Genomic DNA, 26,431 nt, shown 5'->3' with positions numbered 1-26,431 from the left:
CGACTTCGTCAAGTCAAACTCGACGTGATGACGACCTGTTCGGAACCAGAGCACGTTGACCGGAGTACCAATGCCCGAAGTCATTTTCAACGGCCCCGCCGGCCGCCTGGAAGGTCGCTATCAGCCGTCCAAGGAAAAGAGCGCCCCGATCGCCATCATCCTTCATCCGCATCCGCAGTTCGGCGGCACGATGAACAATCAGATCGTCTACCAACTTTTCTATATGTTCCAGAAACGCGGCTTCACGACGCTCCGGTTCAATTTCCGTGGCATCGGGCGCAGCCAGGGCGAGTTCGACCATGGCGCCGGCGAGCTTTCCGACGCGGCTTCCGCGCTCGACTGGGTGCAGAGCCTGCATCCCGATTCCAAGAGCTGTTGGGTTGCAGGTTATTCCTTCGGGGCCTGGATCGGCATGCAACTTCTGATGCGCCGCCCGGAGATCGAAGGCTTCATGTCGATCGCGCCGCAGCCGAACATCTACGATTTCGCCTTTCTTGCGCCTTGCCCCTCGTCGGGCCTCATCATCAATGGGGATGCCGATAAGGTCGCACCGGAAAAGGATGTCAACGGCCTTGTCGAAAAGCTGAAGACCCAGAAGGGAATCCTGATCACCCACCGTACCGTCGAAGGCGCCAACCACTTCTTCAACGGCCAGGTGGAAGCCCTCATGGCGGAATGCGAAGACTATCTCGACCGTCGTCTCAATGGGGAACTGGTGCCGGAGCCGGCCGCCAAACGCATCCGCTGAGGCGTTCCCTGTGCTCTTGTCAGACGGCCGCCCCGGCGGCCGTTTTCATTTCACGACCCTGATCGATCCAGAAGGCGGAAACCCCGGATGCGCTTGCTTGACGCAATTGCGGCCGGTGCGTTTCGCCTCGTAGAGAGCTGCATCGGCATTGCGCATCGCGTCGGCGAGTTCGCCTCCCGAAGCAAGCTCCGCGACGCCGAAGCTGGCGGTCACGGTAAAGGATGGTGGCAGGGCGCTGATGCGGATCCCCATCGTCCCGGCCCGAAGCGCCTGCGCAAAAATCAGCGCCATCTCTATCGTCGTATTCGGCATGAAGACACCGAACTCCTCTCCGCCGATGCGGCCGACGACAGTCGTCTTTGTTGCGCTCGTCTTTAAAAGTTCGCCGAAAGCACGGATCACCAGATCACCACCGTGGTGGCCGTAGGTGTCGTTGATGCTCTTGAAATGGTCGAGATCGCAAATGATCACCGCGTGCCGGACATTCGGCGCCATCGAGATCGCCGCCTTCACGCCATTCTCGAAACCTCGGCGATTGGCAAGACCGGATAGGGCATCCTGTTCCGAATTGCTGCGCTCGTCGGCCATGATTTCCAGCACCAGAACCGAAAGCAGTGTCAGCCCGACCGCGACCATCAGCACGGCGGTCGAGCTTTGCGAGATCAGCGCGTAATTCGTATGGATGTAATCCCTGGCGGTCGTCCCCGCCCCCGCCAGTACCGCCATGCCGGCCTTACCGAAGAAATGCAGGCCGGTAACGAGGAGCAGGCCGCCGAGCGCCCGATCGATCGCGAGCCGGCGCGCGGAGGAGAGAACCGCAAATGCGCTGGCCAGGACCACCAAAGCGAAAGGCGTCTGATATGAGAAAGCATGCAGGACAGTCCCGCGCGGCAGGTTGTATATCAGGACATCGAGAATCGTACAGGCAACCAGGAAGCAGATTGCGAAAGGCAGATTGCTCTTCCGGCCATACAGGTCCCCGATGCCGATTCTCAGCAGGATCATACCGCCAAGCACGGTCGCGAACGCGCCGATCGCCCAAAATCGGGTCAGGGCGGTGTAGGCGACCAGCAGCTCGCAGATCGCCGAGAGCGAAGCGACCGCAAAGCCGGCCGCGAACCAGAGCGCAGCACTTCGCGAGCGGCTGCGAGTCGATACAACCGCGAAGACCAGCGAGAAGGAAATGGCGATGATAAAATTCACCGCCAGGAAGAAGGTCGCCCCGTTCATCAACCCTCAGTGCAGATCGCTGCACGCCACCCGTTTACCGTGTTCCATGACCGATGTTAGATGCGCATGAACAAGAAACGGTTAATACCTAAAATATTAGCGACAATCAGCGTGTTCTGCGTGCCTCCGTATTGGTTGCGGTCCTTCCATTCCTCGCATTGATCGTTCCAAGCATCACTTTTGAAGTGATTGCGGGCAAAAACAGTGCTAGACGCGCCCCACACAGCGAAAACACATCCCTGCCAGAGATTGATCATGTCCAGGTTCAAGTCCGATTTCCTCCGCACGCTCGACGAGCGTGGTTTCATCCACCAGATTTCCGACGAGGCTGGTCTCGACGAACTGTTTTCGAAGGAAACCGTGACGGCTTATGTCGGTTACGACGCTACCGCAACGAGCCTCCATATCGGCAACCTGATCTCTGCCACGATGCTTTACTGGCTGCAGGAGACCGGCCACCGGCCAATCGCGCTGATGGGCGGCGGCACCTCGATGGTGGGCGACCCTTCGTTCCGGGACGAGCAGCGCAGGCTCCTGACGCCAGAGGCGATCGCCACCAATATCGAAGGCATCAAGAAGATATTCTCCCGCATCCTCCGCTTCGGCGACGGCCCGACGGATGCCTTCATGGTCAACAATGCCGACTGGCTCCTGAAGCTGAACTACGTGGAATTCCTGCGCGACGTAGGCCGGCATTTCTCGGTCAACCGTATGCTCTCCTTCGACAGCGTCAAGCTGAGGCTCGACCGGGAGCAGTCGCTCTCCTTCCTCGAATTCAACTACATGATCATGCAGGGCTACGACTTCGTCGAGCTCAGCCGGCGTTACGGCTGCCGCCTACAGATGGGCGGCTCGGATCAATGGGGCAATATCATCAACGGCGTCGACCTCGGTCACCGCATGGGGACACCGCAGCTCTATGCCCTGACGACACCCCTCCTGACGACCAGTTCCGGCGCCAAGATGGGCAAGACCGCTTCCGGCGCCGTCTGGCTCAACGAAGATGTCTTCAGCCCTTACGAGTTCTGGCAATACTGGCGCAATACCGAGGACGCGGACGTCACCCGCTTCCTAAAGATCTTCACGCGCCTGCCGCTTGACGAGATCGCCCGGCTCGCGGCGCTCGGAGGTTCGGAAATCAACGAAGCGAAGAAGATCCTGGCAACCGAGGCGACCGCCATCGTGCATGGCCGGGAAGCGGCGGAAGCTGCTGCGGAAACCGCGCGGACCACGTTCGAGGAAGGCGGACTTTCCGAAAACCTGCCATCCGTCGAGGTTCCAGCCACCGAGCTCGATGCCGGCGTCGGCCTCCTGTCGCTGATGGTACGCGCCGGCCTCGCCGCCTCGAACGGCGAAGCCCGCCGACATGTCCAGGGTGGCGCGGTGCGCCTCAACGATCAGTCTGTTACCGACGAACGCAAGACGGTGGGTGCAGGCGAGATCACCGGCGACGGCGTCATCAAGCTTTCGCTCGGCAAGAAAAAGCACATCCTGGTGCGCCCGGTCTGATCCAGTCCCGCAATTTGCAAACAAAACTGGGCCGCGTCTGCGGCCCTTTTTCTATTGAAACTCGAAGATCTGCCGGAAAATGCCGGGAGCGATCAGCGACAGCGGGTTAACGGTGAGCTTCGGCTTGTCGAACGGGCCTTCCAGCTTGAAGGTAATGCCGAGCAGGCCGCGATCACGGCCGTTGCCGAGAATGGCACCGATCAAGGGGAGTTCGCCGAAGAGACGGTTCAATCCATAGGCGGGCATGAACGTTCCGGTCATGTTCATATTGCCTCTGGAATCGCGCACAAGTCCCTGGAAGGTCGCGCCGATCTGTTCGCCGCGCACCACGCCGTTCTCGACGGCGAAAGCCCCGTCGCGGTAAAGAAGGCTCGCAAAACCACGCTGGAATTTGGCCGAGGTGACGTCGATATTACGCTTCGTCGCGGTGCTCAGGCTCCGCCCTTCCTGATCCGGTGTCGAGACCAGAGACTGGAGCTTCGATTCGTTGACGAGCGAAAAGTTGCGCAGATCGATAGATCCCGTCCAGGCGTTACCATTCGCCTTCAGCCGCAGGTTCAGGAGCCCGCCGCGCATGTTGTCGTAAAGATCCGTAAAGCGGATCACCGCGCCTGCATCTCCGCTGGTGATGGAGACCGTATTGCCGCCATTCATCTCGCTGATCACCGCTTGGCCGCTACCCGTCGCGGCAGAGAAATCAGCAGTCGTGACATCGCCGTCGCGCCTGGAAACCAACAGCGACACGTTGGTCAACGTCTGGTCGTTGAAGCCGATCATGCGGTCGAGTTTGGCTCGCACCGTTACGTCATCGTCGTCGCGACCGCCACCACCTTTTCCCTTTTCCTCTGCCCTCAGCCTGGTGATGACCGGCCGCATATCCATTACGGAACCGGTGATCGATATGTCGAAATTGCTCTTCGCTTTCTTCACGGCGACCGCATAATTGTCCGCAGGCGAAAGCTGGACACGGGAGAACTCGGCCGAAGTAAGCTCGTCACTATTGAGCACCAGGCTTCCCCGCGCGCCAAAACCATCACCGGATAGCTCGAAATTGCGGATGTCGGTGCGAGCCCCCTCTCCGGAAAGCTCGAATTGAGCCTTGGCCGGAATGCCGCCGCCCTTCGTCCATCCAAGCCACGGAACGGAGAGAGCCGCGCGACTCAAGTCGAGCGCCACGGTCTGGCGGGCTTCATCAACCCAGATCCAATGCGCAGAGATCGTCCCGTCGATTATCTCGGAAAGTCCCGGAACCAGCTTCTCTCGCTGGTCGTTGTTGAGCACCGTCTTGATAATCCGCTCGCGTTTGACGGGTGATGCGCCATCAACCGGCTCAACGACCGTGATATCCGCCGGCACGTCGTCGATCTCACCCCTGGCGGCAAGCCGAGCGGCTTGCGTGTCGATATCCAGCGTTCCGTTCAGCGCGCCGATCTTGCGACCGGAAAACTCGGTGCCGAGATCGACGTCATCGAGTTCGACATGGGCGTTCCAGGTTGGCTTGGGGGGATTCTGGGCGTTAATCAGACCCATGCGCGCCTTGAGATCGAGCCGGGCATTGCCGGAGAAATCTTCCGGTTTGAACTCTGTCCCCCTAAGAGCGTTGATCGGTCGGAAATTCGCAAGTTCCGCCACTGCGTCCGCAGGTCCTGCAAGTCTCAGCGAAAGATCAGCCATCAAGGGCTTGTCATAAGTGGCGGGAATGGAGAAACGGCCATTCTCCACCGAGACGGACCGCCCCGACGGAAAGAATGACGCCGCATGGGCGATATCGAACTGGAGCACCTGTCCTTTCAGATCGAAACGGCCCTCGATGTCACGGAGCGGTGGGATGTCGCCGGGGAGGTTGATCCGGGCATTGGCAACATCGAAACTGATCTGCAGCTCGTTCCCGTCGAGCTCCATCGGAATGCCAGGGCCTTTCATACGGCCTGCCGGAATGAAGACGGCAATCGAGCCATTGGTCACGGTCCCGCCGAACATATTGCCCATGATCCAATCGCGCGGCTTGCGCGCCATCCAGAAGGGCCAGAGTTGCTTGACGCCGGTCACTTCCATGTTCGGCAGCTGTGCACCGAAGCTGATTTCCGGCGATTGATCGCCGAACCGGATTTTCAAAGCTCCGGCCATCCGTCCAAGAGGGCTGGAAACACCCATTTCATCGAATTGAAGCTCGCGATCAGCCGAGAGGTATCGACCCGTCGCCTTGAGATCGAACTGTGCAGGCTGTTCGCTTTCGGTCGCTCCCACGGCCGTGCCGCTGCTGATCAGAAGGTCCAGGCCGAAGCCAAGCCGCTGATCGTCCGGATTCAGTCGGTTGAGATCGATGACCGCTCCCGTGAACGGCAGGACCGTAGGACCGAAACGGGCTTCCGACTTCAGGAGTTCGATCGAATCCTTGGCAAAATCATAGGCGATATTGATGACGGCGCCGGTAAAGGTCTGCTGGAGGCCATCGAAATAGAAATAGCCCGGAGACTGGCGAAGCGTTGCGGTGATGGCAGGCTTCGTGGTCTCGCGCGCGCGGACGGCGGCAAGGTCGAGATCGAGCGAACCTTCGATCCCCTCGCGCGGCGCTCCCTCCTCGGTTCGCTGCAGCAGGAAGGACGTGACCTCGAGACCCGTTAACTTCGCCGATAGGGATGTGGTGACGCCTCCCACGGTCCTGGACGCAGCCGTCAGCACGGCCTTGCGGCCATTGAGGCTGATCGCACCATTGATCTCCACCTCGCCCTCGATGCTGCGGGTCAGCTCGAGATTATCGACGACCAGCATGATCGGTTTCCGCCCCGGGGCGGCAGGCAGCAGGATTTCGATGCCGGAGATACGAACAGAACCCGTGCCTGTGCGCTCGATGAGACCACGCGCCTCGTCGAGACGTTGAAAAGCCTGTTCGAGCAGAGCGGGCATGGCGTCGATCCGCACCTCGGACAGCGGCAGCGGATCGCCGGACGGCAGTTGCGCCGTGTTGAGGTGGATGTTTTCCGCCTCCATCTGCTTGATGGAGATCCGGCCACCGAGAAGCGCCAGGGGATCGATCGCCATGCGCATGGCGCCCGTCTGGCTCAAATGTTTGCCCGTTGCCTGTTCAACGATATCGACGTCGCGCGCCTCCAGGGCCAGACGAAAACCCGAATCGAAGCGGATGACAGTCGAACCGACCGATGCGGCATAACGCGGGCCGATCGCGTCGTTGAGCGCGCTTTGGGCGCGTGTCGAAAGCGCTCCGTCGACTGCTCCGCCTTCGATCGCGAAGACGGCGCTGCCGAGCGCGACAAGCACCAGCATCAGGAGCAGCACGACCGTCCTGCCGAATCGCTTCACGCGTTTTGGCGGCGGCGGGCAATGGACGATGATCGGATCTTCCGCCTGTGCAGAGGGAAGTTCGTGCAGCGGAATGATGTCCTTCCGGCTGAAACTGACCCTTTCTCCGCGAATTTCCGCCATCAGGTTGAAACTATCTTTCCATACTCGCAAATGATCTGGACGCCGCGGAGGCCAGTATATACCGATTGCGGCGACAATCACTCAAGATACCGGCAAAAGAAAGGAAATCCATGTCCCATTTGATGGTCGGCGACATTGCACCGAACTTCGAGCTTCCACGCGACGGAGGCGGCACCGTTTCCTTGCAGGCTCATTCGGGTAAGCCGATTGTGCTCTACTTCTATCCCAAGGACGACACGGACGCCTGCACCAGGGAGGCGATCGCGTTCTCCGGGCTCTTGCCGGAATTCGAAAAGGCAGGGGCAAGCGTGATCGGAGTGTCTCCCGATAGCGTCAGGAAACATGACAAGTTCGCCAAGAAGCACGAGCTTTCGGTCATCCTCGCCTCCGACGAAGACGCAGCCCTTGCCAATCTCTATGGCGTCTGGAAAGAAAAGAAGATGTATGGTCGCACCTATATGGGTGTGGAACGGACGACCTTCCTGATCGGCGCTGACCGGCGAATCGCAAGGATCTGGCCGAAAGTGAAGGTCACGGGCCATGCCGAGGAGGTGCTGGAAAGCCTCAAGGCACTGTAAGCAGAGGAATCCGATGACGGACACGTTTTCGATCACGTCGCTGAGAGGCGGCGCAACGACTGCGATCCTTTCGGCCGATCTCGACATCAAGACGCGGCTTGCGCAGGAGACCGCCACCCGTTGGTTCGAACGTCGGCTGTCGCTGCGCTCGCCGCTCGATCCGCCGCTGCCCGAGCGGCCGGGCCGACCTGAAAAGCCGGAACTCGTGCCGCCGAAAGCCGTCGAAAAGCGCTCGCTGCATACGCTGAACGGCCGGATCGCTACGCTGCATGCGATCGCCCATATCGAGCTCAACGCCGTCGACCTGGCGCTCGATATCGTCGCCCGCTTTGCGACCGAAGCGGTGCCGAACTCCTTCTTCGACGGCTGGATGCAGGTCGCGTTCGAAGAGGCCAAGCATTTCCGCATGGTCCGCGCACGATTGAACGACCTGGGAGCCGATTACGGGGATATGCCGGCTCATGACGGGCTCTGGCAGGCAGCCCACTCGACCCGCAACGATCTGACTGCACGGCTCGCCGTCGTGCCGCTCATCCTGGAAGCGCGGGGGCTCGATGTGACGCCGTCGCTGCAGGCCAAGATGCGCGAGACGGGCGATCTGGAAAGTGCGGCGATTCTCGATGTCATCTACAATGACGAAAAGGGTCACGTGGCGATCGGCGCGAAATGGTTCCGCTTCCTCTGCGCCCGAGAGCGAAAAGATCCGGCAGCGACATTCCAGCAACTGGTGCGCGCCAATTTCCGCGGCTCCCTCAAAGCGCCGTTCAACGACATCGCCCGCGCCGAAGCTGGCCTCACGCCCTCGTTCTACCGCTCCCTCACGTCCACCAGCAGCGCCTGAAATAAGCATTCATTAACCTTAACCATGTGTAATCGATCCAACGGAACGGGTTGCATCTCCGGGAGATTCACGTGGCGAAGGGAATCGAAAAACGGGCGTTTGGGAAGCGTGCGCCTCAGCACGTCCTCATTCTCGCCAGCGGCGAAAAAATCCGCCACATGACCATTCGCCCCTGGATGGCGGCTCTGACCTTCTGCTTTTTCGGTGTGTTTACGATCGGCTACCTTGCGGCGACCTCCTATCTCGTCATCCGTGACGACCTGGTCGGCGCGACCATGGCGCGCCAGGCCCGCATGCAACACGATTACGAAGACCGTATCGCGGCGCTGCGCGCCCAACTCGACCGCATTACTTCGCGCCAGCTTCTCGACCAGCAAGTCGTCGAACAAAAGGTGGAAAAGCTGCTTGAGCAGCAGAACGCTCTCTTCGATCGACATGGCAAGCTCGGATCGCTGCTGAACCGAGCGGAAGAATCCGGATTGACCGCGCCCGAGATGCCCGCCCCGGCCTTCCAACCGGTCAAGAAGGAGCGGCAGGCCTCGCTTTCCGGAGGAAGCGGCTTCCAGGCCATCGACAAGCTACTCTCCGGCAAGACTTCCGCCACTCCGCTCGATACAAAGAGTGCGCTCGGGTTTGTGCCGCTGCGCGACAACATTGCCGATCGGGCCGACCGCGTTTTTTCCAATGTGACGCTATCTTTGAAAAACATAGAGAAGGAACAGCTCGCCAAGATTACCAATCTGACAACCGACGCTTCCGCAACGGCAGATGCGATTGCCGCGATCCTCAAGCGCACCGGCGTTCAGGTAGACCCTGCACGAAAGGCTTCAGGAGATACAAGCGAAGGTGTGGGCGGCCCCTATGTCGAGCCGCAAATTGATGTCAGCGGTTTCGATGTTTCGCTCGACGAGCTCGACGCAGCACTCAGACGGCTGGAAAGCGTGCGAGAAACGGCTCGCGACCTGCCCTTCGGCAATCCAGCACCCGGCCATGAGATCACCAGTCGCTACGGCAACCGCATCGACCCCTTTCTTGGCCGGCTGGCCCTTCACGCAGGCGTCGATTTCCAGGCGGATACCGGCCAGGCGGTGGTTGCAACCGGCGCCGGCAAGATCATCACCGCCGGGCCTTCCGGCGGTTACGGCAACATGGTCGAAATCGATCACGGCCAGGGCGTCACCACTCGTTATGGGCATATGTCGAAGATCCTGGTCAAGGAAGGCGATATGGTCTCCGTCGGCGATGTCATCGGGCGGGCAGGCTCCACCGGTCGCTCCACCGGTCCACATGTGCATTACGAAGTCCGCCGCGACGGCAATCCGGTCGACCCTATCCATTTCCTCAATGCCGGCATGAAGCTCACGACATACCTCAATTGAGCCTTTCGTTTTGACGAAAGACAACCTTCCTGCCGCGCAAACGATAGCCGGCTTGACTATTTAGTATCTTCGTTCATCAATCCGGCAGCCGAATTGCCTGCTTTCCTTGACTTTCGGGCATTTTGGTCCTATGTCGCGGCCAGTCGTCAGCCATTCGCGCGTCGACCTGCACAGTGTTCGCTTAAGAACCGGAACGGAAACAGAACTCCCTTTGACCACATTCGCTGATCTTGGCCTGAGCCAGAAAGTCCTCTCCGCGGTCTCCGACGCGGGCTACACAATCCCCACACCGATCCAGGAAGGGGCAATTCCCCACGCGCTGCAGCGTCGCGATATCTGCGGCATCGCCCAGACTGGAACCGGCAAGACGGCTTCCTTCGTTCTGCCCATGCTGACGCTTCTGGAAAAGGGACGAGCCCGCGCCCGCATGCCGCGCACGCTCATCCTGGAGCCCACCCGCGAGCTCGCAGCCCAGGTCGCCGAAAATTTCGACAAATACGGCAAGAACCATAAATTGAACGTCGCGCTCCTGATCGGCGGCGTCTCCTTCGAAGACCAGGATCGCAAGCTCGAACGCGGTGCCGACGTGCTGATCGCGACACCGGGCCGCCTGCTCGACCACTGCGAGCGCGGCAAGCTTCTCATGACCGGGGTTGAGATCCTCGTTATCGATGAAGCCGATCGCATGCTCGACATGGGTTTCATCCCGGATATCGAGCGGATCGCCAAGATGATCCCCTTCACCCGGCAAACCCTGTTCTTCTCGGCCACGATGCCGCCGGAAATCCAGAAGCTGGCTGACCGCTTCCTGCAAAATCCGGAGCGAATCGAGGTGGCTAAACCCTCGACGACCGCCAAGACCGTGACGCAGCGCCTCGTCGCCTCGCACAACAAGGATTACGAGAAGCGCGCGGTGCTACGGGATCTGATCAAGGCGCAGGACGACCTCAAGAACGCAATCATCTTCTGCAATCGCAAGAAAGATGTCGCGGATCTGTTCCGCTCGCTGGAACGGCATGGTTTCTCGGTCGGCGCCCTGCATGGCGACATGGATCAGCGTTCGCGCACCACCATGCTGGCGAATTTCAAGGAGGGCGGCATTCAGCTCCTCGTGGCCTCCGACGTCGCGGCCCGCGGCCTCGATATTCCGGACGTCGGCCACGTCTTCAATTTCGACGTGCCGATCCATGCCGAAGATTATGTCCACCGCATTGGCCGCACCGGCCGTGCCGGGCGTTCGGGCCGTGCCTTCACCATCGTTACCCGCTCCGACACCAAATATCTCGACGCCATCGAAAAGCTTATCAACGAGAAGATCGAATGGCAGAGCGGTGACCTTTCCGCGCTCCCCGCTCCCATGGAGAGCCAAGACGATCAGCGTGGCCGCAAGGGTCGCGATCGTGATAAGGAGCGCGGCCGAGGCAGGCGAAGCGATTCGGGCCGCGGCAGCTCTGTTCATAGGGCTGACACGAAGAACCAAGATAATCAGGGCGAGGCCGAAGAGGCATTCGACAAGTCGGGGGCGGAAAACGTGAAACCGGAGCGCAAGACAGACAGGAAGCCGCAGAACGCGAGCGGCAACCGCAACACGCGGCCGAACCCTGCCAATGACGACAACCGCGAACGTCGTGCCCGCTACCATCGCGATCATGATGATGGCCCGACCCCGGTCGGCTTCGGTGACGATATCCCCGCCTTCATGCTGATCGTTGCCAACGCCAAGGCTTAATTCAACGTGACAAAACCGGGCATCGATTTTCCGGGCGTAGGCGCCGGGCTCGTAATCCTGCGCGACGACGGCAAGGTTCTGCTGTGCCGCCGCATGAAGGCACCGGAAGCCGGTTTCTGGAGCATCGTCGGCGGCAAGGTCGACCTTATGGAGCTGTCCGCAGACGCTGCCCGCCGCGAGGCGGAAGAGGAAAGCGGCCTCAGAATCGGCAAAGTCGAATTTCTCTGCGCTGCCGAGGAGATAACCGAAGCCGACCGGCAGCACTGGATTTCGATGATTTATGTCACGCGCGACTTCATCGGCGAACCGACGCTCATGGAACCGGATAAGCTGTCGGAGATCGGCTGGTTCGATCCGCAGAACCCGCCGCAGCCGCTTTCGGTCTTCTGCGTCAAAGCACTGGCCCAGCTCGCAAATCAGCGATGAGAACAACGCCGCTCCGGCGAACCAGAGCGGCTATCTTGATAAAATCATTTTGTTTCTATTCTCGGACGTGATCCTGGTCGATAGTCTCGGCAGCCCGCGTCCCCATTACGAAGCAGATGATAAGCTTCCCTTAGTTTCCCGATCAACCTGCGAAATCTTGCACTGTCGGCGGCGACGCTTCGCATTCAGGCTTTCGCGTTCGCCCGCACGGCCGCCTCAAAGGCGAGCCTGACCCATTTCCGCATCTCGTCAGGATCATCATAGGCCGCGTCCGGAACAGACCAGTAGGGCATGGGCACAGGCGTGCCCTTCTTGTTCTGATAGACCCATTGGCGCGCGCCGGCCGCCTCGAATTCCGGACCGCTCAGTTCATCCGCCTTCAAAAGGACCTCGTCGCGCAGATCGATCGCGACGATCAGGCCCTGGTGATAGACACCCTTGCCGCCGAACATGCGACGGATCGAGACCGGACCCAAGCCTTCGAACATTTCCTCGATGCCGGCATTATCCATCGCCTACCCCCTCAATATGCCGCCTGCAGCCGTCACCGCTTCGGGCGTATCGACGTCTAGATGCGCGGCCGGCCCGATATCGACGTCGATCACCGACAGGCCGGAATTCTCGATGATGGCGCGGGCGCCGACGTCGCCTTCAAGCCTCAGGACCGCGTCATAGGCAATGCGCGGCAGGATGATCGGATTGCCCCGCTTTCCCTCCGAGACGGAACGCACCACCACACCGCCACCCGCCTCGCGGAAAGCGGAAACAAGCATGTTCACATGCTTCGCCGTCACACCCGGCATATCTCCCAGCATGACGAGGACACCATCTCCCGACGCCAGCTCCGGCGCGGAAAACCCCGTGACCAGCGAACTTGCCATGCCGGAGGGATAGTCCGGATTGAATTGGCCGCGAATATCAAGACCGGAAAGCGCCGCCTCGACCTCCTCCCGCCGATGCCCGGTGACGGCAACGACCGGCGCGGCCTGCGAGGCCAACAGCATTTCGGCCACGCGGCGGACGAGCGGCACACCGTCGAATTCCGCCAACAGCTTGTGCGGGCCATCCTTGCCCATGCGCCGCGCCTGCCCCGCAGCAAGCAGCAAGGCCCCCACCGAGAGAAGTTTCGCTTTCTCCGTCGTAGCGTCGCGCGGACGCGGCCGGGTCGGAATTTCCATCAGAAGCCCGCCGACCCCCATGCCCGTGATATCGAACGACGTGGGCGTCTCGCCGGCCATCAACCGGTTCAGCACCCAATCGAAACCATTCTCCTTGGGCGAGCGGGCGCAACCCGGCGCGCCGAGCACCGGCATGTCACCGATCCTCCCGAGTACCAGCAGATTGCCGGGATCGACCGGCATGCCCACCTGTTCCACATCGCCGCCCGCAGCTCGGATAGCCGCCGGAATTACATCATCCTTATCGGCTACCGCGGAAGCGCCGAAGACAATAATCATAGCCGGCTCATTAGTTTCCTGCGGCGTAAGCTGTTGAAGAACCTCAGTCAGGCGATCGGCAGAATGTGGAATCCGTATTTCTTTTATTAGCCGGCTACCAGATGATGCAAGTCGATGTTCGAGAAGCCGTGCGGTCCGATCCATGACCGAAGCTTTCAACGATGGAAGTTCGGTCGCCACCAGAGTCACCGCTCGGGGACGGAAGGTTTTTACCTCGAATGCCACCGATTCTGCCAGAAGCGAAACGGCCTGGGCGATCTTCTCGCCGCGAACCGCCAGAGGAATGATCTTGACGGTGGCCACCATGTCGCCGGCGCGCACCACGACGTGATCGGCAAGACAGGCGAGCGTGATTGCCGGATCAATGCGGTTCAGTGCATCCACCACCGCCTTGTCGGCGACGAAGAGGCCATCGATCTTGGCGTAAACATTCACCCGCCCCGTCGTCGCTTCGGAAAACCGCAAGTTGTCGGGCGCGATCGTGCGGGCGATCACCGCAGCTGCCTCATCCTCCAGCATATCACCGGGATCAAGCCGGACAGCGACAACGGATGTCATCCCTTCTTCAGAAAGACGGGCAATGTCCTCCTGCGAAAGCACCTGCCCTTTCGATATCCGGCCTGAGGGCAAGCGGATGCTGTGCGCCAGCACCGTGCCCCCTGCTTCCTCAAGCTGAAAGGTTCCGTATTTCATCGCATCACCCCGCAGCGACAAGCTCGCGGCGACGGAAGGCCTGGACGATCTGGGCAAGCGTCGCAAGCGCAATTTCAGCCGGGCTTGCGGCGCCGATGTCGAGGCCGATGGGTGCCGCAATCCGGCCGATCTCGTTATCGGTGCGGCCCATTTCCTTCAGCCTCTCGACACGCTTCGCATGGGTCTTGCGGCTGCCGAGCGCGCCGACATAGAAACAGCCGGCCTTGAGCGCCTCCGACAGCGGGAAATCATCTATTTTCGGATCGTGGGTCAGTGCTGCCAGCGCCGTATAGGCGTCCAGCGGCCGATCTTTCAGCACATCCTCCGGCCAATCGGCGATCAGCTCGACGCCCTCAAAACGCTCCTCCGTCGCAAAGGCGGTGCGCGGATCGATGATCGTCAGGTCATAGCCTGCGACCGGTGCCAGCCGCGCCAGCGCCTGGCTGATATGCACCGCACCGATCACCACGATGCGCGGCGGCGGCAGATGCACGTTGAGAAAGAGAGAGCGGCCTTCGACGTCCACTGTGCCCGCCTTGCCGCTGCGGAAAGCCTTGGCGATTTCCTCGCCGAGCGGGCCGGACATGTCCTCGCCTTCAAGGATCACCTGTATCTTGCCATCGGAAATGTCGGTGACCGCGATCGCCGCCTGGCGCGCGCGCCGGGCCGCATTCAGTTTCTTCAGTGTTTCGAACCGCATCAGGCGAGCCTTTCCACATAGACCCGGATCTTGCCGCCGCAGGACAAGCCGACGCGCCAGGCGGTCTCGTCCGCCACGCCGAATTCCAGCATCTTCGGCGTGCCGGTCGAAATCACGTCGAGCGCCTCGGTGATGACCGCGCCTTCGACGCAACCTCCGGAGACGGAACCTTCGAAATTGCCCTCGCCATCGATGACGAGATGGCTGCCGGCCGGGCGTGGCGCCGAGCCCCAGGTGTCGATCACCGTGGCGATTGCAACATCGCGGCCAGCCTCTTTCCAGCTCTCGGCCGTGGCCAGCGGGTCCAATATTTCGGAAACAGTCATGCGACCCTCCTCATATCCAGATAGCGCCGCGGGTCCGCGGCCTTTGTATGATCATCCGACAACGCAATCGCGAGATCGGCAAGCGACCGCAGATTGTGAACGGCGCGAAATTCGTCCACGTGCGGCAGCATGGCGCGCACGCCGCGCGCTCTCGCCTCGAAGCCGTCGAACCTGAGCAGCGGATTCAGCCAGATCAGCCGCCGGCAGGAACGGTGCAGCCGGTCCATTTCCTTTTCGAGTTCCTCGACACCGTCGCGTTCCAGCCCGTCGGTGATGAGAAGCACCACGGCCCCCTGCCCCAGCACGCGCCGCGACCAGAGACGGTTGAACTCGGCAAGGGTTGCGCCGATCCGCGTGCCGCCCGACCAGTCCCGCACGGCCTCCGTACAGCCCGACAGCGCCTCATCCGGATCGCGACGACGCATCTGGCGCGTCACGTTGGTCAGCCGCGTGCCGAACAGGAAGGTATGCACCCGCGTTCGCTTCTCCGTCAGCGCATGCAGGAAATGGAGAAAAATGCGCGTGTACTGGCTCATCGAGCCGGAAATATCGGCGAGCACGACGAGCGGCGGCGGCGCCCTGCGGCGTTGCCGGAAGCGCGGAAGAATGAGATCGCCGCCGCTCCGCATCGCCTGGCGCATGGTGGCGCGCGGATCGATCCGCTGCGGACGATTCGAGGGCCGGAAACGGCGCGTCATCACCTGGTCGAGCGGCAAAGCGAGCTTTTGGAGCTCACGCCTTGCCTGCGCCAATTCGGCGGCGGTCATCTGGGCGAAATCCATCCGCTTCAGCACTTCGCTGGCGGACGTTGTGAAGCGGGAATCCACCTCGACTTCCGGCGGTTTTCTGCTCGGGTTTTCCGGCTGGTCGGCGGTCAACGCGTCGCTGACGCGGGCAGCACCGGCTTTCTGCTTTTCCGGCTCGCGGTTATCGGCCGCCCGGGGCGACATCATCGCGATCATCTTGCCAACGAGATCGCGCGAGCGCCAGAAGAGCCGGAATGCCTCGTCGAAAACCGGTTGGTCCTCGTGGCGCTTGACGAAAACAGCCGAAAGCGCTGCGTGAAATTCCTCGCGCGAACCGATGCCGATCGCATCGATGGCAGCGATCGCGTCGACGGCAGCGGCCGGGCCGGTCTTCAATCCGGCACGGCGGAGCACGCGGGAAAAATAAACGAGATTGTCCGCAAGCCGCCCGTCGCCGGCCGGGACCGGCGGCATGATCGCTGCGTCTCCATCCAATCCCGCCGCCATTTTCCCTATCCCGCCGCCAGAAGTTCCGCCTTGACCTCATTGAGCACCCGCTCGCCCTCACCTCCCCTGATGCGGGCGATGTCGTCCTGGTATTTCAGGAGCGTGCCGAGCGTGTCGGCAATCGTTTCCGGATCGAGCGCGATGCGGTCTAGTTCGGTCAGCGCCGTCGCCCAGTCGATGGTCTCGGCCACGCCCGGATTCTTGAAGAGATCGAGCGTCCTGAGCTTCTGTACATACGCGACGACCTGTCGCGACAGCGTCTCGGCGCATTGCGGCACCTTGCGGCGGATGATTTCCAGCTCCTGCACCGCATCGGGATAATCAACCCAGTGGTAGAGGCAGCGGCGCTTCAACGCGTCGTGGATTTCGCGGGTGCGGTTGGTGGTGATGATGACGATCGGCGGCTCGGCGGCCTTGATCGTGCCGAGTTCCGGGATCGTCACCTGGAAATCCGAGAGCACTTCCAACAGGAAAGCTTCGAAAGCCTCGTCGGTGCGGTCGAGTTCGTCGATCAGGAAAACCGGCGCCGGTCCGCCCGCCTGCCCCAGCGCCTGCAGTACCGGACGGCGGATCAGATGGCGCTCGGAAAACAGATCGGCCTCCAGCCGCTCGCGATCCTCGATACCCGTCGCTTCCGCAAGCCGGATGTCCAGCATCTGTGCCGGATAATTCCATTCGTAGACGGCAGACGAAATGTCGAGGCCCTCGTAACACTGGAGGCGGATCAGCGGCCGCCCCAGCGCTCTGGCGAGCGTCTTGGCGATCTCCGTCTTGCCGACGCCTGCCTCGCCTTCGAGAAAAAGCGGCCGTTTCATCTTCAGCGCCAGGAAGATCACTGTCGCGAGCGATCGGCCGGCAAGATAATCCTCTTTGCTCAAGAGCGAGATCGTCTCGTCGATCGACCGAGGGATCGATTGGGGAATAGAGGTGGGCAAAGTGCCCGTTTTCCCATCCGGCATATTCATACCCTTTCAAACGGCGTTCTAGAGCGTGCGAAAACCCCGGTCCAGATAGATGAGCGACGGTGCCTCCGGGCCGAAATGGATGGCTTTCACCTCGCCGAACATAACAAAATGCGTCGAGACATGCTTGATGTCGGTCAGCCGGCAATCGAAGCTCACCACGGCGTCGGCGAGCACCGGCGCACCCGTCGCAAGCGTTGTCCAGGTTCCCAGTGCGAAACGTTCTCCCGCCGGCACGCCGCTCAAACCAGCAAAGGCTGTCGCGAGTGCTTGATGACTGGCGGCCAGCGAATTCAATGCGAATATGCCGCTCCTTTCGAAGATCGCGTTATTGGCATTGCTGTGATTGAGGCATACCAGCACGGTCGGCGGATTATCCGAGGCGGAGCACGCTGCGGTCACCGTCACGCCGCGCCGAACCCCTTCGAATTCCGTCGTCACCACCTGAACATGGCCGGCATAACGCGCCATACCGTTGCGATAGATAGCGGGATCGGGAAAAGTCTGGTCCGACAAAGGCATCTCATAAAAGCACCGAGGACAATCGCAGCCCCCTTTTTCGAGATATGGTAGCAAAGATGCTTGATGTCCACGTCCATTGCGGCTTTTTACCATCGCCGGCCGATTCTCTTTGACGGCGGCGACGAGAAGGCTAAATGTGGCCTGAGGTTGAATGCCAGAGCAAAGCATGACAGCACGACGTTTCATCATCGCCGGCCTGCTGGCTTCGCTTGTCGGATGCGGATCGGCATCGGCTGCGGTGATCGGCGTCGTGGCGCCGCGCTCCGGCCCGTATGCCTCTCTCGGCGCCCAGATCGTTCAGGGCGCACGTGCTGCAGCCGAGGCGGCAGGCGATACGGTTGTCGAGGTGGATGAAAGCTGTGATGAAAGCAGTGGTGCTGCCGTCGCCAGGAGCCTTGTGGACGCCAGGGCCGCTGCGGCGATCGGTTTCCTCTGCGTCGAAACCCTTACCACCGCGCTGCCGCAATTGAAGGCGGAGCAGATCCCGGCCATCAGTATTTCCGTCCGCTCGAAAATCCTCATGGAGGACGCCTCGCGCAACGGCTGGCCCTTCTTCCGCATGGCGCCGGTCGAAGGCGACGAGGCGGAAAAGCTTGCCGAAATCATTCTCGACCTCTGGAAGGCCGAGCCGATCGCGCTCGTCGACGACGGCACGATCTACGGCCGCGAGTTGGCCAGCGCCATTCGCCAACAACTGGAGCCGATGGGAATCACGCCGGTCTTTACCGACACCTTCCGCCCCGGCCAGGAGCAACAGGTGGCGCTGGTACGCCGCCTCGCCAAGGCGGGCGCCACGCATGTCTTCGTCGGTGGCGACCGCAACGACATGGCGATCATCGCCCGCGATGCGGTATCGGAGGGCATCCCGTTGACATTGATCGGCGGCGACACGCTTCGTGCCGCCAACCGGCCTGTGCCGTTGCGTGACGGCGTGCTCGCGGTAGCGCTTCCCGATTATGCGACCCTGCCCTCGGCTGCTGCTGCGATCACGGCGCTGCAGACAAGGAATATCGATCCCGATGGCTATGTGCTGCCGGCCTATGCCGCGGTAGAAGTCGTGCATCAGGCAATATCGAGGGCTGGCAACAGGCCAGCGACCGCGGCAATCGCCAGCGGCTCCTTCAATACGGCCATAGGCCCGATCGCCTTCGGTGTCGACCAGGAACTGAAGGAGAATCCATTCCGCCTGCTCGAATGGCGCGGATCGGCCTTCGCCCTCTCGCATCCGGCAACCGAGTGACGATTGTTCATGAAGCCTGCCGGTGCTAAGTGGCGGGGAAAACCGGAGCTCTTTCGACCATGACCCCAGCCACGCCCTTGGCGATCCGAATCGCACCTTCCATCCTCGCCGCCGATTTTTCCAAACTCGGACAGGAGGTGCGCGACGTCATCGAAGCCGGCGCCGATTGGGTGCATCTCGACGTGATGGACGGTCATTTCGTGCCGAACATCTCCTTTGGTCCCGATGTCATCAAGTCGCTCCGGTCCTATACCAAGGCCTTCTTCGACTGCCACCTGATGATTTCGCCGGCCGATCCCTATCTCGAAGCCTTCGCGAAGGCAGGCTGCGACGGGATTACGGTGCATGCGGAAGCAGGCCCGCACCTGCATCGGTCGCTGCAGACGATCCGCGCGCTCGGCAAGAAGGTGGGCGTCACACTCAACCCGGCAACACCGCTTTCCGTTCTCGAAAACGTGTTGGATGACATCGACCTGATCCTGATCATGAGCGTCAATCCGGGCTTCGGCGGCCAGAAGTTCATTCCCGCGATGGTGGAGAAGATCCGCACTGCGAAGGCAATGATCGGCAGCCGGCCGATCGAGCTCGAAGTCGACGGCGGCATCACCGCAGAAACGATCGCAGCAGCAACCGCTGCCGGCGCGAATGTCTTCGTCGCGGGTTCTGCGGTTTACAAAGGCGAGGGAATCGCGGCCTATCGGGAAAATATCGCGCGGCTGAAAGCTGCGGCGGAGGATGGACGCAGATGACATTGCGCTTGCGATCTTCGGTTCCTGCCTGTGCGGCGATGTTCTTCGCCGGTTCCACATCCGCAGCCGATATCGCCAGCATCCACCCCATCGGCTTTTCCACCGACGGCCAGATCTTCGCCTATGAGGAATACGGCATTCAGGATGGCTCCGGTTTTCCCTATGCCAATATCCATGTGCTCGATCTCACCAAGGACACCTATCTGCCGGGAACGCCCTTCCGGGTGCGCCTTGAAGAGGACGACGCGACGATAGCCAAAGCCCGCTGGAAGGTTCAAAACGATGCGGAAGTGGTGATTGAGGCTCATGAACTCGCCAATCATCCAGGCGAACTCGTCGCGTTCAATCCGATCACCGAAGTCGACAACGATCCTCACCGGCTGCGCTACCGCAGCGTGGCCGTCGTGCCTTCCGTCGGTGAACCCAACACGCTCGTACTTGAGGAAATCCCGCAACCGCATGATCCGCGCTGCGAAGGCCTGGTCGAAAGAAACGTTTCGCTCCGCCTGCATTTTAGCGAACGGGATGGAAAGCCGGTAGATGACATGGTTCACGAGGACCAGCGCATCCCCTCCTCGCGCGGCTGCGTTAGCGGCTATCGCTTGGGCGGTATCGTCACCGGCGTCGTTCCCGGTGGAGCCCGGATCGAGGTCGCCCTCATCATGGTTTTCAGCGCCGGTTTCGAGGGGCAGGACGGCCGCTGGATTGCCATTCCGATCAAAACAGCAAGTCCTGACCTGCGTTGAGACGCCTGCAAACTTGAGCTTGCTCGCACTTCTTGCTACAGCGGCGCCGAACACCATTGAGAAAGCCGAAAGCCCATGATCCCCCGCTATTCGCGGCCCGAAATGGTCGCCATCTGGTCGCCCGAAACGAAATTCCGCATCTGGTTCGAGATCGAAGCGCATGCCTGCGATGCACTGGCTGCGATTGGCGTGATCCCGAAATCGGCCGCCGAGACCATCTGGGAAAAAGGCGGCAAGGCTCAGTTCGACGTTGCCCGCATCGATGAGATCGAGGCCGTCACCAAGCATGACGTCATCGCCTTCCTGACCCATCTTGCCGAATTCGTCGGTCCCGACAGCCGTTTCATCCACCAGGGCATGACCTCGTCCGACGTGCTCGATACCTGTTTCAACGTGCAGCTCGTGCGGGCGACGGACATTCTGCTTGCCGATATCGACAGGCTTCTCGAAGCGCTGAAGCGTCGCGCCTTCGAGCACAAGGACACGGTCACGATCGGCCGCAGCCACGGTATCCATGCGGAGCCGACGACCTTCGGCGTGAAGCTCGCCCAGGCCTATGCGGAATTCGACCGCAACAAGACCCGCCTCATGGAGGCCCGCGACGAGATTGCGACCTGTGCTATTTCCGGCGCCGTCGGCACCTTCGCCAATATCGATCCACGCGTCGAGGAGCATGTCGCGGCCGCCATGGGTCTGAAACCGGAGCCGGTCTCGACGCAGGTCATCCCGCGCGACCGGCACGCCATGTTCTTCGCCACCCTTGGTGTCATCGCCTCGTCGATCGAGCGACTGGCTGTCGAAATCCGCCACCTGCAGCGCACCGAGGTGCTGGAGGCAGAGGAATATTTCTCACCGGGCCAGAAGGGTTCCTCGGCCATGCCGCACAAGCGCAATCCGGTGCTCTCCGAAAACCTGACGGGGCTTGCCCGCATGGTCCGCTCCTATGCCATCCCGGCCATGGAGAATGTTGCGCTGTGGCATGAGCGGGATATTTCCCACTCCTCCGTCGAACGCATGATCGGCCCGGACGCCACGATCACGCTCGATTTCGCGCTCGCGAGATTGACCAGCCTGATCGATAAGCTGCTCGTCTATCCGGAAAACATGATGAAGAATATGAACAAGTTCCGCGGGCTTGTTCATTCGCAGCGTGTGCTGCTTGCGCTGACGCAAGCCGGGGTTTCCCGCGAAGACGCCTACCGGCTCGTGCAACGCAACGCCATGAAGGTCTGGGAAGAGGGCAAGGATTTCCTCGAGGAACTTCTCGCCGATCCGGAAGTCCGCGCGGCACTCTCAGAAGAGGATATCCGCGAAAAGTTCGACCTCGGCTACCATACCAAGCATGTCGACACGATCTTCAAGCGCGTCTTCGGGGAATGACGGAAGCTGTTTGACGATGGACGCCGCCGGCTGTTCCGGCGGCGTTTCCATATGACTTGCCTGGAAGCTACGGATCAGGCTTGACCGTTGGTAAGATCATCAATCCTGCGGGGTGACCGGATGGAGATATCAGGAGCCACAAGCTTGCGATAGAGGTGCCAGGTCGCGTGGCCGAGGATTGGCATGATGACAGCAAGGCCGGCGAAGATCGGTATGGTTCCGATGACCAGCAGAGCTGCGACGATCAGCCCCCAGAGCGCCACGGGCACCGGATTGGCCAGCGTGGCCCGGACACTCGTGTCGATGGCTGCTACCGCTCCGACGTCCCGGTCCAGCAGTAGCGGAAATGCCACCACCGTCGTCGCCAGCACGACCACCGCAAAGAGGAAGCCGGCGAGATTGCCCCACAGGATCAGCGCCATGCCCTGCGGCGTCGTCAGGACCTCGTTGAGGAAGGACGAGATGGAGGTTGGAGCCACGTCGCCGAAATAGGCGGTGTAGATCGCCTGCGCCACCAGCAACCAGGATATAAACAGCACGAATAGCAGGAAGCCGACGGCGATGATCGACGGCAACGCCGGCGATTTGAGCACACTAAAGGCATGTCGCCATGAGCTGTCCTCGCCGCGCTCGCGGCGGCGGCTGATTTCATAAAGCCCGATTGCCGCAAGAGGCCCCAGCAGGGCGAACCCGGACATCAGCGGGAAGAGCAGCGGCAGCAGGTTGGCGCCGGAGCTCCAGACCATCAGGAACACACCCGCGAGCGGATAGATCAGACACAAGAACACGTAATGTGAAGGCTTCTCGCGGAAGTCGTTCCAGCCCAGGCTCAGGGCGTCCATAATGTCGGCTACACCGATCTTGCGAACGACCGGACGGACAAAACTGCTGTCTGCACCGGCCATGACATGAAATGTCGTCATAAGGATTCTCCTCCTAGACCCGTCACGGTTCCGCGTTCCCCCATACGCAAAGAACAACGTGGTGGCAGTTCCGATATGGATTCCGCCAAACTGAGCGGAATCGACGATGCATCGATCCACCCGACCACCGTAAGACGTTCGACTAAGAAGAGGCCGACACGCTTCCTCGGCAACCGGCAAAGGAAGTCTAGCAAATTTTGCAGCTTCTGTCGCCTCTTGCCTTGACTTCGAACGCGTTGCTCCTCAAATCGCGCCATCATGAAAGCATCCGAAGCCGATATCCTGATCATCCCCGGCTATACCAATTCCGGACCCAACCACTGGCAGACGCGCTGGCAATCAAAGCTCTCCACCGCCCGCCGTGTGGAGCAGGCGGAATGGTCAAAGCCCGTCCGGGACGATTGGGTCGCTCGCGTCGCCGAAGAGGTCAATGCCTCGATTCGTCCGGTCGTGCTGGTCGCCCATTCCCTCGGCATACCGTCCGCGATCCATGCTATTCCGCTGTTCAATAAGCGCGTCGCCGGCGCCTTCTTTGTGGCGCCGCCCGAGGTGGACAATCCGGAGATCCGGCCCAGGCACCTGATGACCTTCGGCCCTTATCCGCGCGATCCCCTGCCCTTTCCCTCACTGACGGTCGCCAGTCGCAACGACCCGTTCGGCTCGTTCGAACATGCCGACGACATCGCCTCGGCCTGGGGCTCACTCTTCATCGATGCTGGAGAAGCGGGCCATATCAATGCTGAATCCGGCCATGGCCCCTGGCCGGAGGGCACCATGGTCTTTGCACAGTTCCTCAGCCGTCTGAAACCATGACGAGACGATATCTCGTCATGCCCTTGTTGAATTCAGAGGCGGCAATTCGAACGACAATCTTAAGCTGAACTTAATCGGCATTTGCTAAAGTTTTCGCTCATTCGTAGTGAGCCAGGCCCGCCGATGCCGTCAAACGTTCTCTCACGCCGTTTAAACTCCAGTTCAGGAGACGACACCGGCGTTGTAGCGTTGGCCTTGGAAGCTCTTCCTTTCCCGATCGCAGTCATCGATCACGCCGGCGCGCTTTTGGCGGCAAACGCACCATTTCGACGCGATTGGATCGGAAGCGCGGCCGCGACGACCAGCTTTTCGAACCTGTTTGATCCTGAAGGACGCGCGGAGATCGACGAGAAGCTCCTGCAATTGCGCAACGGCTCCTCCTCCGAACTTCTGGAATTGCGGGTCGCCCGGGCGGAGGGGCCTACGCGATGGGCGCTGGTCCATTTGGCTCCGCTTGCACGAAATCCGAAAAACCAGCCACTGCTCTTCGTGCATATCACCGACGTCACCGAGCGAAGACAGCATGTCGAAGAGCTTGCGGAGCGCGAAACCCGCTGGAACAACGCCCTTGTCAGTTCCGTCTCAGGGGTATGGGACCATAACTATGCAACCGGCCAGAAATACTATTCCCCGGTGTGGCGTCAGATTCGCGGAATGTCACCTGAGGATCCGCTTGCCGCCTCCACGCAGGCATGGCTGGAACTCGTGCATCCCGAAGACCGGGAGCGGGTCGCCCACGCAATAGAGCGGCAGAACGCGGGCGACCCGGCCTATGCAGTGTTCGAATATCGCGAGCGCCACAAGCAAGGCCATTGGATCTGGATCGAATGTCGCGGCGCTTGCGTCGAATGGGATGCGAGCGGCAAGGCCACGCGTGTGGTGGGCACGGATACGGATATCACCGCGCGCAAGGCGGCCGAAGAGGCGATGGCAAAGATGTCCCGCCGGCTCGACATGGCCCTCGAAATTTCCGGCATCGGCGTCTACGAATGCGACTTCGACACCGGCGAGGTGGACTGGGATGAGCAGATGTTCCGGATTTATGGCCTGGAAAAAAGCGAAGAGGTCGTCATCGGTGGCCTATGGGAAAGCTTTCTGCATCCGGAGGACGCGGAGCGCGTGCAAGCCAACGTCGAGAAGCATATCCGGGATCAGAAGCGTTTCTCCGATGAATACCGGATCATCCTGCGCGACGGTTCTGAGCGCACCATCCGCACCCAGACCATGTCCTTTACCGACGGCACCGGCCATCAGAAGATGGTCGGCGCCAATTGGGACGTTACCGCTGACGTGATACTCCGTCGCGAGCTCGAACGGGCCAAGACCCTTGCCGAGGCACGCAACCGGGAGCTTGAAGCCGCGCGCAGCCGCATTGAGCACAACGCGATGCACGACTACCTGACCGATCTGCCGAACAGGCGTTACCTGGACGAGATGCTGGAGCGTGTGGCAGCGGAATGCACCCGTCACGGACAGGGCATTGCCATCCTTCATATCGATCTCGATCGTTTCAAGCAGATCAACGACACACTCGGCCACAGCGCCGGCGACATGATGCTGAAGCATGCGGCGAAGGTCTTGAAAGAGACGATCCGGAAAGGCGATTTCGTGGCCCGCATCGGCGGCGACGAATTCGTCATCCTTTCGAAATTCCAGGGATCGCCGCGAAGGCTCTCAAATCTTGCCGAACGGATCATCAAGGAATTGCGCAAGCCGGTTTCGTATGAGGGTCATGATTGCCGTTTCGGCGCCAGCATCGGCATCGCTTGTGAGATGGGGGCAAATGTCGATGCCCGCCAGCTCCTGCTGAATGCCGATATTGCGCTCTACCGAGCCAAGAAGCGCGGCCGCAACCGGCACGAATTCTTTTCGGCGGATACGCAGAACGAGATCATCAGCACCAAACGGATGTCGGACGAGATCCTGCTCGGTCTCGAACGCGATGAATTCGTCCCTTTCTACCAGCTCCAGTTCGACGCCGCGACGCTGGAAATTGCCGGGGTCGAGACGCTTGCCCGCTGGATGCATCCGGAGCACGGTATGCTGCCGCCGGACCAGTTCCTGGAGACCGCCGAAGAACTGGATGCGGTCTCGTTGATCGACGGAATGATCCTTCAAAAAGCGCTGGCGGATTTCCGCGAGTGGAGACAGCAGGGCCTTGAGATTCCGAAGCTCTCGGTCAATGTCTCCTATCGCCGCCTTCACGATGCAGCACTGTCGCGCAAGCTCGAGGCACTGAAGATCGAACCGGGTATGGTATCGTTCGAGCTCTTGGAGTCGATCTTCCTCGATGATTGTGACGACGGCGTGCTGAAGAACCTGGCGCGGCTTAGAAAGCTCGGCATCGATATCGAGATCGACGATTTCGGCACCGGTCACGCCTCCATCATAAGCCTGCTCAGGCTAAACCCACGAGCCCTCAAGATAGACCGGGAGCTGGTACGGCTCGTTTCGCAATCCCCGGAACCGCGAAAGCTGATAGGTTCGATCGTCGAGATCGGCAAATCCTTGAATATCCGGGTCATCGCCGAAGGCGTCGAAACCTTTGAACAGATCCGCATCCTGCGCGATCTCGGCTGCGACGTGCTGCAGGGTTATGCGCTTGCAAGGCCGATGCCCCGCTCCGGAATTCCCGGCTTCATCCGTTCGGGCCGCGGACGTCTCGGCGAGGTCTCCGCTTGACGAGACCGCCGCAAAGCTCCGCCCGTGCTGCTTCCTCGATCTTTCCCGCATAAGGAAAGCCGAGCCCGGCCGGGCTCGGCTTTCTTTCGTATCAAAGAACA

Annotated in this window: 24 protein-coding genes; 13 read left to right on the top strand and 11 right to left on the bottom strand. The window is 60.8% G+C overall.

The features are described from left to right. Window positions 1-70 precede the first annotated feature (70 nt). Complete coding sequence (locus JL39_RS04720; protein ID WP_037146789.1) at window positions 71-748, top strand: alpha/beta hydrolase; 678 nt, start codon at window positions 71-73, stop codon at window positions 746-748. Between the two features lie 45 nt (window positions 749-793). Here the strand turns inward: JL39_RS04720 and JL39_RS04715 are convergent, their stop codons facing one another. Next, window positions 794-1,978 (bottom strand): GGDEF domain-containing protein, encoded by a 1,185-nt coding sequence (locus JL39_RS04715; RefSeq protein WP_037146787.1) that lies wholly within the window; start codon window positions 1,976-1,978, stop codon window positions 794-796. 56 nt (window positions 1,979-2,034) lie between these two features. After that, window positions 2,035-2,247 (bottom strand): hypothetical protein, encoded by a 213-nt coding sequence (locus tag JL39_RS04710; protein WP_152601049.1) that lies wholly within the window; start codon window positions 2,245-2,247, stop codon window positions 2,035-2,037. On the opposite strand from JL39_RS04710, the gene tyrS reads away from it, so the two are divergent. Next, complete coding sequence (gene tyrS / locus JL39_RS04705) at window positions 2,234-3,487, top strand: tyrosine--tRNA ligase (protein ID WP_037146783.1); 1,254 nt, start codon at window positions 2,234-2,236, stop codon at window positions 3,485-3,487. The genes JL39_RS04710 and tyrS overlap by 14 nt on opposite strands. Window positions 3,488-3,538: 51 nt before the next feature. On the opposite strand, the gene JL39_RS04700 is transcribed toward tyrS, so the two are convergent. Next, on the bottom strand, window positions 3,539-6,931 hold the full coding sequence (locus tag JL39_RS04700) for an AsmA-like C-terminal domain-containing protein (RefSeq protein ID WP_037146781.1): 3,393 nt from the start codon (window positions 6,929-6,931) through the stop codon (window positions 3,539-3,541). Between the two features lie 110 nt (window positions 6,932-7,041). On the opposite strand from JL39_RS04700, the gene JL39_RS04695 reads away from it, so the two are divergent. The 5 genes from JL39_RS04695 to JL39_RS04675 all read left to right on the top strand — a co-directional run bounded on the left by JL39_RS04695 (window position 7,042) and on the right by JL39_RS04675 (window position 11,884). Further along, window positions 7,042-7,509: a peroxiredoxin gene (locus tag JL39_RS04695; RefSeq protein ID WP_037146777.1), complete on the top strand. Its 468-nt coding sequence runs from the start codon at window positions 7,042-7,044 to the stop codon at window positions 7,507-7,509. 13 nt (window positions 7,510-7,522) lie between these two features. Then, entirely contained in the window at window positions 7,523-8,350 is an 828-nt protein-coding gene (locus JL39_RS04690) for a ferritin-like domain-containing protein (RefSeq protein WP_037146775.1), read from the top strand. A gap of 71 nt (window positions 8,351-8,421) precedes the next feature. Beyond that, window positions 8,422-9,729, top strand: coding sequence for a M23 family metallopeptidase (locus JL39_RS04685; RefSeq protein ID WP_037146773.1), 1,308 nt, complete (start codon window positions 8,422-8,424; stop codon window positions 9,727-9,729). 211 nt (window positions 9,730-9,940) lie between these two features. Then, on the top strand, window positions 9,941-11,458 hold the full coding sequence (locus JL39_RS04680; RefSeq protein ID WP_037146771.1) for a DEAD/DEAH box helicase: 1,518 nt from the start codon (window positions 9,941-9,943) through the stop codon (window positions 11,456-11,458). A 6-nt stretch (window positions 11,459-11,464) separates the two neighbouring features. Further along, window positions 11,465-11,884, top strand: a complete 420-nt coding sequence (locus JL39_RS04675) for an NUDIX domain-containing protein (protein WP_037146770.1) — start codon at window positions 11,465-11,467, stop codon at window positions 11,882-11,884. 185 nt (window positions 11,885-12,069) lie between these two features. On the opposite strand, the gene JL39_RS04670 is transcribed toward JL39_RS04675, so the two are convergent. From JL39_RS04670 to JL39_RS04640, 7 genes are read right to left on the bottom strand one after another with little or no spacing between them, the layout of a single operon-like run. Next, the gene (locus JL39_RS04670) at window positions 12,070-12,396 is read right to left on the bottom strand and encodes a TfoX/Sxy family protein (RefSeq protein WP_037146769.1); all 327 of its coding nucleotides are present in this window, start codon (window positions 12,394-12,396) and stop codon (window positions 12,070-12,072) included. Between the two features lie 3 nt (window positions 12,397-12,399). Beyond that, a complete protein-coding gene (locus JL39_RS04665) occupies window positions 12,400-14,034 on the bottom strand; it encodes a molybdopterin-binding/glycosyltransferase family 2 protein (RefSeq protein ID WP_037146768.1) in 1,635 nt (544 codons plus the stop codon). Between the two features lie 4 nt (window positions 14,035-14,038). Next, the gene (locus JL39_RS04660) at window positions 14,039-14,734 is read right to left on the bottom strand and encodes an XdhC family protein (RefSeq protein ID WP_037146767.1); all 696 of its coding nucleotides are present in this window, start codon (window positions 14,732-14,734) and stop codon (window positions 14,039-14,041) included. Beyond that, complete coding sequence (locus JL39_RS04655; RefSeq protein WP_037146766.1) at window positions 14,734-15,060, bottom strand: XdhC family protein; 327 nt, start codon at window positions 15,058-15,060, stop codon at window positions 14,734-14,736. The genes JL39_RS04660 and JL39_RS04655 overlap by 1 nt, the downstream gene beginning before the upstream one ends. After that, the gene (locus JL39_RS04650; RefSeq protein WP_052182679.1) at window positions 15,057-16,313 is read right to left on the bottom strand and encodes a VWA domain-containing protein; all 1,257 of its coding nucleotides are present in this window, start codon (window positions 16,311-16,313) and stop codon (window positions 15,057-15,059) included. The genes JL39_RS04655 and JL39_RS04650 overlap by 4 nt, the downstream gene beginning before the upstream one ends. Before the next feature lie 5 nt (window positions 16,314-16,318). Next, entirely contained in the window at window positions 16,319-17,272 is a 954-nt protein-coding gene (locus tag JL39_RS04645; RefSeq protein ID WP_052182761.1) for a MoxR family ATPase, read from the bottom strand. Window positions 17,273-17,296: 24 nt separating this feature from the next. Continuing rightward, a complete protein-coding gene (locus JL39_RS04640; protein ID WP_348270556.1) occupies window positions 17,297-17,986 on the bottom strand; it encodes a flavin reductase in 690 nt (229 codons plus the stop codon). Here JL39_RS04640 and JL39_RS04635 point away from each other — a divergent pair. From JL39_RS04635 to purB, 4 genes are all read left to right on the top strand, one after another. Continuing rightward, entirely contained in the window at window positions 17,964-19,037 is a 1,074-nt protein-coding gene (locus tag JL39_RS04635; protein ID WP_037148416.1) for a branched-chain amino acid ABC transporter substrate-binding protein, read from the top strand. The genes JL39_RS04640 and JL39_RS04635 overlap by 23 nt on opposite strands. A gap of 59 nt (window positions 19,038-19,096) precedes the next feature. Beyond that, window positions 19,097-19,786 carry a ribulose-phosphate 3-epimerase gene (gene rpe, locus JL39_RS04630; RefSeq protein WP_037146758.1) on the top strand — a complete coding sequence of 230 codons (690 nt, stop codon included), beginning with the start codon at window positions 19,097-19,099 and terminating at the stop codon, window positions 19,784-19,786. Then, complete coding sequence (locus JL39_RS04625) at window positions 19,783-20,532, top strand: DUF2259 domain-containing protein (protein WP_037146756.1); 750 nt, start codon at window positions 19,783-19,785, stop codon at window positions 20,530-20,532. Before rpe ends, JL39_RS04625 begins: the two co-directional genes overlap by 4 nt. 75 nt (window positions 20,533-20,607) lie before the next feature. Further along, window positions 20,608-21,912 (top strand): adenylosuccinate lyase, encoded by a 1,305-nt coding sequence (gene purB, locus JL39_RS04620; RefSeq protein WP_037146754.1) that lies wholly within the window; start codon window positions 20,608-20,610, stop codon window positions 21,910-21,912. 74 nt (window positions 21,913-21,986) lie between these two features. On the opposite strand, the gene JL39_RS04615 is transcribed toward purB, so the two are convergent. Beyond that, window positions 21,987-22,835: a DUF2189 domain-containing protein gene (locus JL39_RS04615; RefSeq protein ID WP_052182678.1), complete on the bottom strand. Its 849-nt coding sequence runs from the start codon at window positions 22,833-22,835 to the stop codon at window positions 21,987-21,989. A 258-nt stretch (window positions 22,836-23,093) separates the two neighbouring features. On the opposite strand from JL39_RS04615, the gene JL39_RS04610 reads away from it, so the two are divergent. Together JL39_RS04610 and JL39_RS04605 are read left to right on the top strand one after the other, a co-directional pair. Continuing rightward, window positions 23,094-23,648, top strand: coding sequence for an alpha/beta hydrolase (locus JL39_RS04610; protein ID WP_037146752.1), 555 nt, complete (start codon window positions 23,094-23,096; stop codon window positions 23,646-23,648). Window positions 23,649-23,771: 123 nt separating this feature from the next. After that, window positions 23,772-26,330 carry an EAL domain-containing protein gene (locus JL39_RS04605; protein WP_037148412.1) on the top strand — a complete coding sequence of 853 codons (2,559 nt, stop codon included), beginning with the start codon at window positions 23,772-23,774 and terminating at the stop codon, window positions 26,328-26,330. The last annotated feature ends 101 nt before the right edge of the window (window positions 26,331-26,431 follow it).

This window comes from Rhizobium sp. YS-1r (genome assembly GCF_000757525.1).
GTDB lineage: Bacteria > Pseudomonadota > Alphaproteobacteria > Rhizobiales > Rhizobiaceae > Neorhizobium > Neorhizobium petrolearium.
This window is presented reverse-complemented; position numbering and strand designations above follow the sequence as displayed.

Coding starts and splice junctions, on each gene's coding strand:
- JL39_RS04665 (WP_037146768.1), bottom strand. CDS start 14,034: ATGAAATACGGAACCTTTCAGCTTGAGGAAGCAGGGGGCACGGTGCTG.
- JL39_RS04640 (WP_348270556.1), bottom strand. CDS start 17,986: ATGATGAAACGTCGTGCTGTCATGCTTTGCTCTGGCATTCAACCTCAG.
- JL39_RS04635 (WP_037148416.1), top strand. CDS start 17,964: ATGACAGCACGACGTTTCATCATCGCCGGCCTGCTGGCTTCGCTTGTC.
- purB (WP_037146754.1), top strand. CDS start 20,608: ATGATCCCCCGCTATTCGCGGCCCGAAATGGTCGCCATCTGGTCGCCC.
- JL39_RS04720 (WP_037146789.1), top strand. CDS start 71: ATGCCCGAAGTCATTTTCAACGGCCCCGCCGGCCGCCTGGAAGGTCGC.
- JL39_RS04655 (WP_037146766.1), bottom strand. CDS start 15,060: ATGACTGTTTCCGAAATATTGGACCCGCTGGCCACGGCCGAGAGCTGG.
- JL39_RS04615 (WP_052182678.1), bottom strand. CDS start 22,835: ATGACGACATTTCATGTCATGGCCGGTGCAGACAGCAGTTTTGTCCGT.
- tyrS (WP_037146783.1), top strand. CDS start 2,234: ATGTCCAGGTTCAAGTCCGATTTCCTCCGCACGCTCGACGAGCGTGGT.
- JL39_RS04715 (WP_037146787.1), bottom strand. CDS start 1,978: ATGAACGGGGCGACCTTCTTCCTGGCGGTGAATTTTATCATCGCCATT.
- rpe (WP_037146758.1), top strand. CDS start 19,097: ATGACCCCAGCCACGCCCTTGGCGATCCGAATCGCACCTTCCATCCTC.
- JL39_RS04650 (WP_052182679.1), bottom strand. CDS start 16,313: ATGGCGGCGGGATTGGATGGAGACGCAGCGATCATGCCGCCGGTCCCG.
- JL39_RS04625 (WP_037146756.1), top strand. CDS start 19,783: ATGACATTGCGCTTGCGATCTTCGGTTCCTGCCTGTGCGGCGATGTTC.
- JL39_RS04610 (WP_037146752.1), top strand. CDS start 23,094: ATGAAAGCATCCGAAGCCGATATCCTGATCATCCCCGGCTATACCAAT.
- JL39_RS04660 (WP_037146767.1), bottom strand. CDS start 14,734: ATGCGGTTCGAAACACTGAAGAAACTGAATGCGGCCCGGCGCGCGCGC.
- JL39_RS04700 (WP_037146781.1), bottom strand. CDS start 6,931: ATGGCGGAAATTCGCGGAGAAAGGGTCAGTTTCAGCCGGAAGGACATC.
- JL39_RS04690 (WP_037146775.1), top strand. CDS start 7,523: ATGACGGACACGTTTTCGATCACGTCGCTGAGAGGCGGCGCAACGACT.
- JL39_RS04670 (WP_037146769.1), bottom strand. CDS start 12,396: ATGGATAATGCCGGCATCGAGGAAATGTTCGAAGGCTTGGGTCCGGTC.
- JL39_RS04695 (WP_037146777.1), top strand. CDS start 7,042: ATGTCCCATTTGATGGTCGGCGACATTGCACCGAACTTCGAGCTTCCA.
- JL39_RS04605 (WP_037148412.1), top strand. CDS start 23,772: ATGCCGTCAAACGTTCTCTCACGCCGTTTAAACTCCAGTTCAGGAGAC.
- JL39_RS04645 (WP_052182761.1), bottom strand. CDS start 17,272: ATGCCGGATGGGAAAACGGGCACTTTGCCCACCTCTATTCCCCAATCG.